11 protein-coding genes are annotated in these 13,790 nt (G+C 45.3%); 6 read left to right on the top strand and 5 right to left on the bottom strand.

The annotated features are described in order from the left end of the window. The first annotated feature begins 204 nt into the window (after positions 1–204). Positions 205–1,173 carry a tryptophan 2,3-dioxygenase family protein gene (locus DC20_RS18375; protein ID WP_062545164.1) on the top strand — a complete coding sequence of 323 codons (969 nt, stop codon included), beginning with the start codon at positions 205–207 and terminating at the stop codon, positions 1,171–1,173. Between the two features lie 191 nt (positions 1,174–1,364). On the opposite strand, the gene DC20_RS18370 is transcribed toward DC20_RS18375, so the two are convergent. From DC20_RS18370 to DC20_RS18360, 3 genes are all read right to left on the bottom strand, one after another. Further along, the gene (locus DC20_RS18370; protein ID WP_062545163.1) at positions 1,365–1,778 is read right to left on the bottom strand and encodes a T9SS type A sorting domain-containing protein; all 414 of its coding nucleotides are present in this window, start codon (positions 1,776–1,778) and stop codon (positions 1,365–1,367) included. Positions 1,779–2,215: 437 nt separating this feature from the next. Beyond that, positions 2,216–3,691, bottom strand: coding sequence for a RagB/SusD family nutrient uptake outer membrane protein (locus tag DC20_RS18365; RefSeq protein WP_083470380.1), 1,476 nt, complete (start codon positions 3,689–3,691; stop codon positions 2,216–2,218). 25 nt (positions 3,692–3,716) lie between these two features. Further along, positions 3,717–6,842: a SusC/RagA family TonB-linked outer membrane protein gene (locus DC20_RS18360; RefSeq protein WP_062545161.1), complete on the bottom strand. Its 3,126-nt coding sequence runs from the start codon at positions 6,840–6,842 to the stop codon at positions 3,717–3,719. Positions 6,843–7,464: 622 nt separating this feature from the next. On the opposite strand from DC20_RS18360, the gene DC20_RS18350 reads away from it, so the two are divergent. Both DC20_RS18350 and DC20_RS18345 read left to right on the top strand, forming a co-directional pair. Further along, a complete protein-coding gene (locus DC20_RS18350) occupies positions 7,465–9,042 on the top strand; it encodes an NAD(P)/FAD-dependent oxidoreductase (RefSeq protein WP_062546048.1) in 1,578 nt (525 codons plus the stop codon). 75 nt (positions 9,043–9,117) lie between these two features. Continuing rightward, a complete protein-coding gene (locus DC20_RS18345; RefSeq protein ID WP_062545159.1) occupies positions 9,118–9,477 on the top strand; it encodes a CoA-binding protein in 360 nt (119 codons plus the stop codon). A gap of 97 nt (positions 9,478–9,574) precedes the next feature. On the opposite strand, the gene DC20_RS18340 is transcribed toward DC20_RS18345, so the two are convergent. Continuing rightward, positions 9,575–9,967 carry a rhodanese-like domain-containing protein gene (locus DC20_RS18340; protein ID WP_083470379.1) on the bottom strand — a complete coding sequence of 131 codons (393 nt, stop codon included), beginning with the start codon at positions 9,965–9,967 and terminating at the stop codon, positions 9,575–9,577. A gap of 341 nt (positions 9,968–10,308) precedes the next feature. On the opposite strand from DC20_RS18340, the gene DC20_RS18335 reads away from it, so the two are divergent. From DC20_RS18335 to DC20_RS18325, 3 genes are read left to right on the top strand one after another with little or no spacing between them, the layout of a single operon-like run. Continuing rightward, the gene (locus tag DC20_RS18335; RefSeq protein WP_062545158.1) at positions 10,309–10,848 is read left to right on the top strand and encodes an RNA polymerase sigma factor; all 540 of its coding nucleotides are present in this window, start codon (positions 10,309–10,311) and stop codon (positions 10,846–10,848) included. 12 nt (positions 10,849–10,860) lie between these two features. Beyond that, positions 10,861–11,736, top strand: coding sequence for a hypothetical protein (locus DC20_RS18330; protein WP_062545157.1), 876 nt, complete (start codon positions 10,861–10,863; stop codon positions 11,734–11,736). A 13-nt stretch (positions 11,737–11,749) separates the two neighbouring features. After that, positions 11,750–12,889 (top strand): outer membrane beta-barrel protein, encoded by a 1,140-nt coding sequence (locus tag DC20_RS18325; RefSeq protein ID WP_083470378.1) that lies wholly within the window; start codon positions 11,750–11,752, stop codon positions 12,887–12,889. A 145-nt stretch (positions 12,890–13,034) separates the two neighbouring features. On the opposite strand, the gene DC20_RS18320 is transcribed toward DC20_RS18325, so the two are convergent. After that, positions 13,035–13,781, bottom strand: coding sequence for a TrmH family RNA methyltransferase (locus tag DC20_RS18320; protein ID WP_062545155.1), 747 nt, complete (start codon positions 13,779–13,781; stop codon positions 13,035–13,037). Positions 13,782–13,790 lie beyond the last annotated feature (9 nt).

Here is a 13,790-nt window from a genome sequence, read left to right as displayed (position 1 = left end):
CAAAGTTAAAGATATTGTTCACCCGTAGGCAGCCGATGCCAAAAAAACGGAGGAGAGAAATTCCTTTTCTGTTGGATGCAAGATTCCTGCTATTGGTCTTTCCGGCTAAAGCGAATCTTCTCTAAAAGCCCCAGTTAAACCAGATTGTTTTACTTTCTTTGTCGCTTAATAAGTGAGATAATTACAACATATAGAAAATAATATATGGCAGCCCCCACCTTCTCTCCGCAGGTACTGGAATTGCTGGAGCGCCTCCAACAGAAATACAGCCCATTGGGCCAGGACCTGGCCTCTTACCTGGAAGGCCTTCTGTATTCTGACTTCCTTAACTACTGGGACTACATTCATCTGGACACCTTGCTGAGTTTGCAAACCCCGCGCACCAAAATCCCAGATGAGGAGATCTTCATCATGTACCACCAGGTGACAGAACTGTACTTTAAGCTCTGCCTGCACGAGTATAGACAGATTGGAGAAGACCCTACCCCTACGGTTCAGATGCTGATTACCAGAATAGGCCGGATAAACCGCTACTTTGAAAACCTGATTGACTCCTTTGAAGTGATGGTGGATGGAATGGACAAGAAGGAGTTCCTCAAGTTCAGAATGGCCCTGATGCCAGCAAGTGGCTTCCAGTCAGTTCAATATAGAAAGATTGAAATCTGCTCCACTGATCTAAGGAACCTGACAGAGAAGGCCAAGCGAGAAGCGCTGGGGTTGCAAAGCACCCATGAGGAGATATTTGGCTGCATCTATTGGAAAGAAGGTGCCACCGAGGCCGCCACAGGAGCCAAGACCCTTACACTTCTGCAGTTTGAGGAAAAATACTCTGCTGAGTTGATGCAACATGCCCGCGAGTACCAGACCAAAAATGTGTGGTATGTCTTGAAACAACTGCCATTAGAAGACCAGCAGAACCAAAAGCTGATTAACCACCTGAAGGAATTGGACAGTAACGTGAACGTGAACTGGCCCCTCATGCACTACAAATCTGCGGTTCGCTACCTCCACCGTGACCCAGAAGTAATAGCTGCCACAGGCGGTACCAATTGGCAGAAATATTTGCCTCCTAAGTTTCAGAAAAGAATCTTCTACCCAGAAATCTGGACCCAGGAGGAAAAAGACAACTGGGGAAAAGGTTGGGTAAACGACATCATTGGGGAAGTAGATTAAGCTTAACTTAAAGTTCTGCTCCTCTTAATTAAAATAATACTGCCCTTGTTTTAGGTTCTTTTTCAGGAAAAGAACCTAAAACAAGGGCAGTATTATTAGGAGGCATTTTTCAAAACTAAGTCATTCTCATAAAAACTTTATTATACGTGAGGTAAACCTGTACTTGTATATTTCTTCTAGAAGCAAGCTTCTTAGATTTTGATCAATTTTTTGAGGACATGCCCTCTTTCTACTTTGATAAATATGTAATAATGACCCTGCTGCAGGGTTTGTATATTAAGGTTGATATCACCACTTTCATCTGCTTTGTACTGCTTTTCATCTACCACTACATAGCCAATGGCATTTTTTATCAGAATATAAGCAGTGGTGTTTTTGGTGAAGCCTTTGATGTTGACTTGATTGGTTGAGTTAGGGTTTGGGTACAGTTTCAACAACCTGCTTAATACTAGATCTGGCGTGTCTGTAGAACCACTCAGATCCAAAGGTTCAGGCACTGGCTGGAAGAACCGTAAGTTTCCCTCGGCTAATACGTTAACTGAAAGAAATAAAAAGATTACTAATAAGGTTGAAACAAATCCGTTTTTTAAGGTAATTAAGGTCATGATTTTTTCTATTGATTAAAGGGGGTTTATATACTTTGTTGAATTTCTTTTTTGCTAAATCCTCAATTAAAAGTCTTTTGCTGCCTCTCTTCCTCTTTTCTTTTGCCTGCTTTTTATGAAATCCTAAATTTTACTTATCTAAATGTAGCAGGTTGATTTCCGCTTAGGAAGTAGTTCATGATGAACCCGGGCTATAAAAGGTATGAATCAGGAAAACCTTCTACTAAACCGAAAATATGGAGGATGAACCAGGAACCTTAAACAGGCAATTACTACTATGAATTAACTATCAACTGATTGTAAAAGCTGATGCAAACTCATGACTTATGGTTTTTGATTTGTTTTGAAGGCATTTTGGCAAAAGAGCTCAAAAACAGAAAGCATAAAAAAAGGCTGCTCTTACAAAGGCAGCCTTTTTTTATGATAGGTTATATCCTTTATGGATTCTGAGGCCCAAAGTTAGGGTTGTTGATGATCTCCAGTTGCGGGAACATATAGATAAACAAGTCACTGTTTGCAGGGGTCGTTCCTAAAACAGCAGTATGGTTACCTGTCCGCACCAAAGGCTTCTGAAGGCGTTTGATATCCATCAGCCCGAATCCTTCCCCGTAGAGTTCTTTTCTTCTCTCTACCCAGACTTCATCAATCAGGGCAGTTCCGGTGGTGGTAGGTTTCACCGCATCAGCGGCTACCGTAAAGCGTTGCTGCCGCAATTGGTATACTAACTCTTGCGCAGCTTCCTCCTGCCCAAAACGGGCTTTGGCTTCGGCTTCGATCAGGTACATCTCCGCAGAACGCATCAACACGAAGTCACCGCTTAAGTCAGGAAGATCCTTGAACTTAGTGATAGTGTAACGGTTGGAGTTGGTAGTACCTACTGCTTCCTGGAACTCCCGGCGGGCATCGGTTAAAGCAAACAGCTCTACAAACTTGTCGTTTGCCCTGATGTTGTTATACCCTCTGCGTACGTAGGTTCTGTTTCCTTTTGAATCAACGGTATAGCGCCCATCAATGGTAGAATAGAAAGAGGCAAACGCTACCTGCTGGTCAGCAGATTGGGCAAGACCCCAAATCCACTCTCCGTTGGCATAGTTGTTAAATCCTTCCTTCCATTGTGAAGGCGTCATCAAAGCATACCCTTGACGAGCTTTCGCCGCAAACTCAGCAGCTTGTTGCCATTGTCCCATCTCTAAATGTACACGTGCTAACAATCCCTGCGCTACATTCTTATTGATGCGACTTTTGGCAGTTCTGGTAGTAGGCAGCACCCGCTCAGCAGTGTTCAAATCTTCTAAAATCTGAGTATACACTTCTTTAAGGGTAGCTCTGGGCCTTCCCTGTGATTGAGCAGTGGTTTGCTCCAACACCAAAGGAACAGCCAACGCATTAGGGTCTTTCAGATACGTATGCTGGTAAGTACGGGCCAGGTTGAAGTAGCCAAAGGCTCGCAGCGCTTTAGCCTCTGCCTCAAAGGCAGCACGCTGTTCCTCAGTGATACCCGGTACTTTGGCAGCATTGGCTATGATGTTATTGGCGTTGGTGATAACACCATAATTCATTGCCCATAGCATGTGCGTACCACGGTAAGTAGGCAGTTTGTTGTCTAACTCATACTGGAACACAAACCAGTTAGAGTTCGCCATGATATCCTGCCCCATCACATCCCAGGTAAGGTTGAAATGAGGAATACCGTAGCTATCGTGGCTGGGGGTAGAACCGGAGTTTACCGGGGCATCTCGCATTAAACGGTAGATTCCGTTCAAGGCAGCCTCCACGCCAGCCGTTGAGCTGAACGCCTGCTCGTAAGAAACAGCGTTTGAAGGCACCGTCTCCAGAAAATCCTCCTGGCAAGAACCCAACCCAAGGGTGGCTCCCAGCACGATTGTATATATTTTAGCTTTATTGATTTTCATCTATTGAAGTAATATGTCTGTTAGATTAGAAAGAAGCACGAACCCCAACAGAGTACGTCTTCATGGTAGGAAAGGCATTGTTGGTAAGACCATCCAATGACTGCTCAGGATCCATTCCTTTCAGGCCTTTAGACCATGTCCAAAGGTTGTCTCCCTGAACAAAAACTCTCAAGCCTTTCATTCGCAAACGCTCCTGCACGGCAGATGGCAAAGTATAACCAAGGGTCACGTTCCGCATGCGTACGTAGTCAGCATCGGTTAAGAATCTTGATGAACGGGCATTGGCATTCAAGGCCTGACCAGTTCCTAAGCGAGGTACATTGGTTACATCACCTGAGTTTTGCCATCTGTTCAGGATGTCTACGTTCCAGTTAGTACCAGCAGATGAACCGCCACCCATTAAGCCGCTGTAGTCTGTGTTCAGGATTTTACCACCAAAACTGTAGTTGAACAACACACCTAAGTCAAAGCCTTTGTACCGTAAGTTGTTTGAGAAACCTCCGGTCACATCTGGCAAAGCGTTACCTACATAGTAGCGGGTAGCTTTAGAGTAGTCTGAAGTAGTTTGTCTTTCCACTACTCCCTCTGCATTTTTCACATCACGGTACCACAAGCTTAAACCAGTTTGCGGGTCTACCCCTGCAAAGTCTTCAATAAAGAAATCATAGATAGACTGCCCTACTTTGTACTGTTTGGTACCTGCCAAAATGGTTTCCTGCGGAAGCTCGGTAAACACGTTGGTGTTACGGGCGGCATTCAGGTTGGCAGTCCAGCCGAAGTTCTCTGTGTCAATGATGCGAGCGGAGATGTTAGCTTCAAACCCTCTGTTGCGCATTGCACCCAAATTGTCAGAAACCCTCACGAAACCTGAAGAAGGAGGCAACGGCTGGTCTAACAAGAGGTCTCTTGATTCTCTGTCATAGTAGTCCAAAGAGACATCTACTTTGTTGAACACAGTTGCATCTAAACCAACGTTGAAGATGGCCTGTTTTTCCCATGAAAGTAACGGGTTCTCCAAAGTAGAGACAATCATACCTGGGGCAGACAAGTCTGGATAGCCGGTATTGTAAACTCCTCTATAAGCATAGTAGGAAATCAGGTTCTCGTTACCTGATGTACCATAAGATGCCCTTAGTTTGGCATTGTTCATCCAGGAAAGTTCTTTCATGAAATCTTCTTCAGACAATCTCCAGGAAGCACCTACAGAGTAGAAGTTACCCCAACGGCTGTCTCTCTGGAAGCGGGAAGAACCGTCTCTCCGGAAAGAGGCTGACAGGTAATACTTGTCTGCCAAGCCGTAATTCACCTGGCCTAAGAAGCTTTGCAAAGCCCTGCGGTCTCTTTGCGAGTTAGAGCTTACAATGGTGGCCGCATTGTCCAGTTCAGTCATACCTTCAATTGGAATGAACCCGGTTTTCTGGGTAGATACTGAATTTGAAGATAGGTTGAACACCTCAAAACCACCCAAGGCATCTAATGAATGTACCCCGAAAGTCTTGTTCCAGCTCAAGATGTGGTTAAAGGTGTACTCCGTGAATGAAGTTCTAGATTGAGTACCCCGTCCGCCAATGGTACCAGAGGCGTCACCGTATTTAGGATTGTAGAACGTCTCCCCACGGTAGTTATCTCCGTTCAACGCCAGCGTAGTTCTGTATTTGAAGTCTTTTAGAAAACCAATCTCTGCAAAACCATTCCAGCCCCAGGTAAGGTTGTTCCCCCGGATAATATCCAGCGCAGTGGTTCCTACCGGGTTGCTGTTACCGCCGTACGGGCGGGCTGTGTTGAAGTCGAACTCATTGCCTCCGGTGAAAGGAGTGCCATCTGCGTTCTTTCTTCTGTAGATGGGGTAAATGGAGGAAATGTTTCTTCCCCATGATACCACGTTCCGGAAAGAAGTACCGCTGGAAGTAGGCGCATTCTGGTCTGTATAAGAAATGTTAGCCCCCAGACCAACCTTGATGTTATCACGAATTTGTGAGCTCAAGCGCAAACGGGAAGAATAACGCTTGAAGCCAGAGGTGATGAAAGCACCTTCCTGGTCTAAATAGTTACCAGAGAAGTAGTAGTTGCTTTTCTCATTTCCACCTTGTACGCTCAGGTCATACTCCTGGCGCATGGCTTTTCTGTACAAGGCATCTCTCCAGTCCTCATCCCAGGCAGGAGTCAAGCCTGGCTTGATTTTACCGTCTAGACCTACTGGCTCTACATCACTGAAGGGGTTGTACTGCTGTCCGTTACCGGCACCCGCTAAACGGGTTACAACTGTTTTAGAGGCATACTCCTCAGGAGAAGCAAATTTGCCTTGCCACAGAGAAGCCGTTGCTCTGGCGTCATTGCGAAGCGCTTCCCAGGTTAACTCATACATCTGGGCGGCATTCACGGTTTTGTAATCTTCCACCGCAAAGTCAGTAACCCCAACAGTAGCACCAAAGGAAATGGTAGGCTCTTTAGGAGCAGTTCCACCTTTGGTAGTGATCACAATAACCCCATTAGCAGCTCTGGATCCATACAAAGAAGCAGCCGTTGCATCCTTTAACACAGTCATAGACTCGATGTCATGCGGGTTGATGGCGTTGATGTCTCCAGAGTATGGTGCACCGTCTACCACGTAAAGCGGAGAGCTGTTCGCGTTCACTGAGCCTACTCCCCTGATGCGCACTGCGCTGGTTGTACCTGGCTGTCCGCTGGAAGAGGTAACCTGTACGCCTGGTGCTAAACCAGAAAGTGCCTTTGTCACATCATTGGCCTGCATACGCTCTATAGACTCAGCTTTTACTGAAGTAACAGAACCGGTATAGGATTTCTCTTCTGCCGTACCGTATGCCACAACCAACACTTCATTTAATTGGGTTTGGTCTGCTGCCAAAGCCACGTTGATTGTAGTCTGGTTACCAATAGCCACTTCTCTGTTGGCGTACCCAATGAACGTGAAAACCAGAGCTCCCTCTGCAGAAGGCACCACTATTTCGTATTCACCGGAAATACCCGTAGGAACTGCGGTTGTGCTCCCTTTTAGCTGAACGGTAACCCCAGGCATTCCTTCGCCTGTTTGAGCATCTGTTACCGTTCCCTTAATTGTCCGATTTTGTGCCCACGCATGGTTTACCAGCGACAGCAACAAAACGAAGCTGAACAATATGATTTTTCTCATCTATTTTTTTGATTGTTAAGAGCGGGAAACCTTGCTATCTGATTTGATTGGATTGTCAGTTTATCAGATAGTGCAAGTTGTCTATTTCCCTCTCGCAAAAAGATTAGCTCCTATATTTCAACGCTTTAGCAGGAACTTGTGTGTTTATCTGTGCCAGCAATGGGTTTTAGCTGGCTTAAGCGTTTTAGATAATGTATGTGCTGATTACTTCTTCCGTGTTCTTCCTCTCTCCCCCTCCTTTCCTTCTGATTAAACTTCAACTACAGATTACTCTGATTTGCAAAAATAACGCAACTAAAATACTTCTTAGTTTAGGGATTATTCTTTTTAAAAACTTCTTTATTTTGTTTAACACACCTACAGAAGGTACAATTCTGGTGCAATAACCGGATGTAAGTAGCTTTTAGAAACAAGATTTTAGGATAATATAAAAAGTGTCAAGAACTCTATTTAGAAAAGGCTAGTAAATTGTACCACCTGTTACAGGCTTGTTTTACCAAAAAGCCCTTATATCGAATTTTCTGATGCTGTATTTGGTTAAAGAAGAGTGCCTATCTTTGCCTTACCCAAAGCAAATAGGGTGATCGAAACCAATTTTAAGGTTAACTACCTTACATTCTTCATGAAAAAAGAACTTGACCTGGTCCTGGCCCCAGAGGTGGCGTATGACCCAGCTCTACTTGAAAGAGAGCTTCTTCAACAAGCCGGCATTATCAACCCAGAAGATGCCGCTTTTATCCATAAAATCAAACGTTCAATTGATGCCCGTGGTCGTAAGGTGCAGGTTAAGGTACGTGCCGACGTGTACACGCAAGCGCCTGATCTTTCCTCCATTCTGCCAACCTATACTTACCCCGATGTGAAGGCTGATGCCACAAGGGTACTAATTGTAGGGGCTGGCCCTGCCGGATTATTCGCAGCTTTGCGGTGCATTGAACTGGGGCTGAAACCGGTGGTGGTGGAACGTGGAAAAGACGTGCGCAGCAGACGCCGCGATCTGGCGGCCATCAACAAAGAACACGTTGTCAATCCAGATTCAAACTACTGCTTTGGAGAAGGTGGAGCTGGTACCTATTCAGACGGAAAACTCTATACCCGCTCCAAAAAACGGGGCGATGTGCAGCGTATTCTTCAAATACTGGTGCAGCACGGCGCCACTACCGACATCCTTTTTGACGCGCACCCACACATTGGCACCAATAAACTTCCTGTATTAATTGCTGAGATGCGGGAAACGATTCTTGCAGCCGGGGGCGAAATCCATTTCAATACCCGTGTGACAGATTTCATTCTGGAGAAAAACCAGATGAAAGGCGTCATCACCGCAAATGGTACTGCCTTAGAAGGCGAAGCGGTCATTTTGGCCACAGGACATTCGGCCCGTGACATCTATGAATTACTGCACGCCCGAAACATATTCATTGAAGCCAAGCCGTTTGCCATGGGGGTGCGGGTGGAGCATCAGCAAAGCCTCATTGACGGCATCCAATATAAATGCAATGGAGACCGTGGTCCTCACTTACCAGCGGCATCTTATGCCTTAGTACAACAGGTAGCCTACAAAGGACAGGAACGAGGCGTATTTTCATTTTGTATGTGCCCGGGTGGCTTCATAGTTCCTTCGGCAACGGCTCCTGGTGAGGTAGTGGTCAATGGAATGTCCCCTAGCCGCCGCGATTCAAAATATGCGAACTCAGGGATTGTAGTAGCAGTGAACCTGGAAGACATGGATCTGAAACAGCACGGAGCCTTGGCAGGATTACGGTTGCAACAAGCCATGGAGCAGAAAGCCTGGGCCGCCGCAGGTAAAACCCAGGTAGCACCGGCCCAACGCCTGCAGGACTTTGTAAAAGGAAAGGTTTCTTCTTCGTTGCTGGACACCTCTTACCAGCCAGGTTTGGCTTCGGTAGACATGCTGGAGGTACTTCCGCCCATGATCGGCCAGCGGCTTAGAGGCGGATTTCAGGAATTCGGTTATAAAATGAAAGGTTACCTGACCAATGATGCGCAGATTGTGGGCGTAGAAAGCAGAACCTCTTCGCCGGTGCGTATTCCAAGAGACAAAGAAACCCTGCAGCATCCGCATATCAAGAACTTGTTTCCTTGTGCCGAGGGAGCCGGCTATGCCGGGGGAATCGTTTCAGCGGCTATGGACGGGGAAAGATGTGCTGAGCAAGTGGCTTTGTTGGTGTGGGGCTAACCTGAAGTTAATTTAGGAGTATAAATACGGAAAGGCATTTTAGGCCTATTTTCTTTAAATTAAGGGGAAAACACGATGAAAAAGACGGTGGTGATAGGCGCTTCTGATAACCCAGGGCGGTTTAGTTATAAGGCAGTGCATCAGTTGAAGCGCTCAGGTCATGAAGTGGTGCCCGTTGGGATAAAGAAAGGAGAAGTGGCTGGCTTGCCCATTGAAACTGAAAAACCATCCATTGATGATGTGGATACGGTTACTTTATATGTAGGACCTCAAAACCAACCCAGCTGGTATGACTATATACTCTCTTTGAGGCCAAAGCGTATAATCTTCAACCCAGGTACAGAAAATTTTGAATTAGAGAAAAAAGCGCAGGAGCAGAACATAAAAACCATGCACGCCTGTACGCTTGTAATGCTTTCAATAGGTAATTACTAAAAAGCCTAGCTATAAATTAAAGAGGGGATTTCCGGTCGTTTTTAATAAAACGGCCGAAAATCCCCTCTTCTCCTTTTATGTACGAAAGTAAAATCCTTTACTTTATGTTCATTTCTTTCGTTGTTTTTAAACGTGAAGCTTTGAGGTCTTTGTAAGCGCCTAAATTATAAACGTTCGCAAATCCAGCTTCCTGCATCAGTCTTAATGCTTCCCCGCTCCTGTTTCCTGAGGCACAGTAGAGATAGTACGTTTTTGAACGGTCCCAGCTATCGTATTCTTTATCAAACTTTCCTCCACGAAAATCAGAGTTTTTGGCTTTCTTCAGGTGCCCGTTCTTGAATTCTTCAGGGGTGCGGACATCCACCAGCACTCCTTTTTCTTTCTGAGTTATCTGCTGGTATTCTGTAGGCGTTAAGGTGGTCTTAGGCACATCCTGCGCCATTAAAGGTTGTGCGCTAAAAAGAGCAAGGGCAAGAATAAAAATTTTCATGACCTAAAGATGAAAGTTTCGCCTGTTTAAACCTAAACTTTCTTCAGCACAGAAGGATTTAGGGCTGCTCGTCATCAGATTGCACACCACTTTTCTGCAGCGTTCACTTCAAATTTCTTGCGATGTTTTTTCTTTGTAAGCTGGTGATAGTAATATTTAATTCTGGTTGTATAAACTGATTTAGAACGGTTTGACAGAGTTAAACCTGGTTTAAGGAGGAAAACATGCACTTTCTTATATTTTTACTTTAAATTTTTTAGAACCTCAGGCAACCGATTTCAAAGGTGGTGCATCTATCATTACAAACAGGCAAAAAATTATAGCTTAAACCTCTACAACCCGTGAATGAGACTGAACTGGTACTAGCACTGCAGCAAGGCGATGCCAAAGCCCAGCGAATCTTGTACTATCGCTACGCCGGCCCCATGATGGGAGTTTGCCTGCGATACCTCAAGAACGAGATGGATGCCGAGGAGGTCTTGATCAACGGGTTCATGAAAGTGTACCAGAACGTAAACAGGTTTGAGCAAAAAGGAAGCTTTGAAGGTTGGGTTCGCCGTATCATGGTGAATGAAGCCCTGCAGCAATTACGCAAACAGGAGCCCATGCACTTGGCTATTGAAAAAGAGCACAACTACCTGGCTTCTGAAGATGCCACGGCAGACAGTGAAATTAATGCCGAGGAAATGATGGAGCTCTTACAGGAGCTTCCGGCCGGTTACCGGGCCGTCTTTAACTTATATGCCATTGAAGGTTACTCGCACAAAGAGATAGCTGACATGCTCAACATAAGTGAAGGTACTTCCAAGTCACAGTTAAGTAAAGCCCGGGCCATGCTGCAACGCATGCTGGCCCGGCAAGGAGTAATGATCGCCCTCTAAACAGACAAAACTATGAGCGCAGAAGATTTAGATAAATTGTTCAGAGATAAGCTTCAAAACAAGACTGTACCGCCCAGAAATGAAGCTTGGGAGAGGTTACAGGCCCGCATGCAAGCTTCTGCTGAAGAACAGGCTACCCCTAATCCGTTCCTGATTCCAGCAGCTACTGAAGAGAAAGAAGAACGCAGCACCGTAAGAATGTGGTATTACTCTGCCGCCGCTGCAGTGACCATGCTGCTAAGTGTAGGCCTTTGGGTAAACCGGGAGAACATCAACCCGCTGCAACCATCTGGCACAGTAGCCACCGTACAGGACACGGAGAAAGTCCCTGCTCAAAAAAACATCCCTGCTCAGGAAACAGCTCCAGTTGAATCTTCGGATGATACAGTGTACAACTACCCTGCTGCACCCGCTTCTGCCGCTGAACAGAATCAGTCCATGGCATCTGTTCAAACAAAAACGCCAACTCAGGCCATTACTGGCGGCGATGGAACACGGCCGGCTTCCAGAAAAGTGGGAACAGAAAAAGTTACTCCTGTAGCTCCAGCAACAACCCAGCCACCAGCAATAATGGCAGTAGCTACTCCGGTGAAAACACAGGAAGCCGCTAAAAACGCTGCTGAAACACCGACTTTAGAAATAATTGTAAAATTAGACAACGCCCAGGCAACCCCCTCCCTCGCCCAGGCATCTATTAAAGAAACTGACACACCTGACACAGAGGACCAACCTGGAACCGGACGCGTTCTGAAAGGCATCCTGAAACAAGTGAAGAACCTCAAAGACGGTGAGAAAGTGAATCTTTCAGAATTAGGTATCACAAAACACACGTACGCCTTGGAAACCCGCATAGGCAACAAGAAAATCTCAAAGACCATAGAACTCTAAAAATCCTACTTTAATGAAACGTATGTATGCCCTGCTTACGGCCATCATGATGGCTGCAGCTATCGCCTTGCCTTATCACGCCAGTTCAAAAAGCCTTACACCGGCTGCAATCCAGGATACGCTCATTTTAAAGCTAAAAAATGAAGCCCGTCTTCTGGTAGTGGTGAAAGATGTGAAAGATTTGAAAAATCTAAAAAACCAGAGCATTGATTCAATCATGGTTCTGCTCGAAAAATACGCTGACCAAATAGAGGCTGCCGGTAAAAAAGGCGATGAAGTGACTGTGACCTTTGACAAATCAGAGGCCAAAACTTCTGAAGACGTGAACATTACCATCACCCAAAATGGCCCGGGAGGAACAGAAGTAACTATCACAGAGAAAAAGAGAATCAGAATCACTGACAAAGTGGGCATTGACATTGACCACGATGAAGAAAAGAACTCTACCAAGGTGAAGGTGAACGTAGGAGCTGCTGACTCTGTTGAAATCAGAAAGAAAGACGAAGAACGCTACAAAAACAGAAACCCTAAAAATGAATTTGATTTCCAGATTGATCTGGGAGTTTCCAACTGGATGAACAAAGAGGAACTTCCAGGCACCACTCAAAGTGTTCAGTTAAAGCCACTAGGCTCCCGCTACTTAAGCTTGAACAGCAAGTGGCATTACAGAGTAGGAGGTGAAGCCAGCCCATTACGTCTGATCACTGGTTTTACGTTCGACTTCCATAACTACATGTTTGATGACAACATGATGATTCAGAAAAATGAGGACAGAGTTATCTTTGTACCAACCAGCCCAATCAACTTAGACAAAAGTAAATTAGCCACCAGCTCAATTACTGTCCCGTTGGAACTAGGATTTGATTTCAAAAACAGAAAAGGCAAAACAAACTTCAAAATTGGGGGAGGCGGTTTTGTAGGCTACATGCTCAACAGCCATTCTAAAGTAAAATATTCTCAGGATGGAGAAAAATTCAAAAACAAAGTCAAAGACGATTTCTATTTAAATGATTTCCAATATGGTGTATCTGGATTTGTAGGAATCAGAAGTCTGGAGTTCTTCGTGAAGTATAACCTAAACGAATTATTTGAAGAAGGCAAAGGTCCACAAGCCAACGCCATAGCAGCAGGACTAAGAATTCTAAAATTCTAAAGCCTACCTGAACTTACAAAAACAAAAGAGGAGCTTGCGCTCCTCTTTTGTTTTTGTAAGCTTACTTCTATTTCATTGGTGTTTTCAGGAATCTTGTTTAAAATTGAACTCTACCCAAAGTATGGAAGTATATTGAAAGTGTTCTCTAAATATTGCGGAAAAAGTTATCCAGCAAAATAGCAGTAGCGGTTCCTACATTCAAAGACTCTGCTCCACCCCTGCCTGGAATATGTAAGGGCTGTGTAACCTGTTGCATGATCTCTGGCCTGATGCCGTGTGACTCATTCCCCATGACCAAAACTCCTGTTGGTTGCAACTCCAGATGGTGCACGTTTTCTCCCTCTAGGGCAGCACCAAAAACAGGGACGCTTTTAGGTCGGTTTTTTAAAAAGGAGGCTAAATCAACATAGTGCGGCAGGATTCGGGTGAAGGAACCCATGGTGGCGGCAATGACTTTCTGGTTGTAAAAATCTGCGCTATTTTCTGAGAGCACAATGGAAGTAAGGCCGTACCAGTCCGCTATGCGGATGATGGTGCCCAGGTTGCCGGGGTCCCGTACCTCGTCCAGAGCCAGTACAAAGGGGTGCTCTTCCCAGGAAAAGGCAGCAGCAGGCCGCATCTTGGCAATGGCCAGGGCAGCGTTGTTGCTTTCCATGGAACCAGCTTTGCTTAACTCCTCTTCACTTACCTGCACTACTTCCAACCCTTTCCGTAAAAGAGAGGTATGCTTGTCTATAAATTTTTGAGTGGCAAAGACTGATTCCAGTACAAAGTCAGACTGGAGAAGCTCGGCCACACTCTTTTCACCTTCCACCGTGAAAGCTTGGTGAAGCAACCGATATTTCTTTATTTGCAGTGACCTAATGTACTTCAAAGCCCCTTTTGAAATCATAACCTTCCT

The sequence above is a fragment of the Rufibacter tibetensis genome (assembly GCF_001310085.1).
In the GTDB taxonomy this organism is placed as follows: Bacteria; Bacteroidota; Bacteroidia; order Cytophagales; family Hymenobacteraceae; genus Nibribacter; species Nibribacter tibetensis.
Note: the sequence above shows the minus strand (reverse complement) of the source record. Positions and strands in the feature narration are given on the sequence as shown.

Coding starts and splice junctions, on each gene's coding strand:
- DC20_RS18330 (WP_062545157.1), top strand. CDS start 10,861: ATGAGCGCAGAAGATTTAGATAAATTGTTCAGAGATAAGCTTCAAAAC.
- DC20_RS18325 (WP_083470378.1), top strand. CDS start 11,750: ATGAAACGTATGTATGCCCTGCTTACGGCCATCATGATGGCTGCAGCT.
- DC20_RS18345 (WP_062545159.1), top strand. CDS start 9,118: ATGAAAAAGACGGTGGTGATAGGCGCTTCTGATAACCCAGGGCGGTTT.
- DC20_RS18350 (WP_062546048.1), top strand. CDS start 7,465: ATGAAAAAAGAACTTGACCTGGTCCTGGCCCCAGAGGTGGCGTATGAC.
- DC20_RS18375 (WP_062545164.1), top strand. CDS start 205: ATGGCAGCCCCCACCTTCTCTCCGCAGGTACTGGAATTGCTGGAGCGC.
- DC20_RS18340 (WP_083470379.1), bottom strand. CDS start 9,967: ATGAAAATTTTTATTCTTGCCCTTGCTCTTTTTAGCGCACAACCTTTA.
- DC20_RS18370 (WP_062545163.1), bottom strand. CDS start 1,778: ATGACCTTAATTACCTTAAAAAACGGATTTGTTTCAACCTTATTAGTA.
- DC20_RS18365 (WP_083470380.1), bottom strand. CDS start 3,691: ATGAAAATCAATAAAGCTAAAATATATACAATCGTGCTGGGAGCCACC.
- DC20_RS18320 (WP_062545155.1), bottom strand. CDS start 13,781: ATGATTTCAAAAGGGGCTTTGAAGTACATTAGGTCACTGCAAATAAAG.
- DC20_RS18360 (WP_062545161.1), bottom strand. CDS start 6,842: ATGAGAAAAATCATATTGTTCAGCTTCGTTTTGTTGCTGTCGCTGGTA.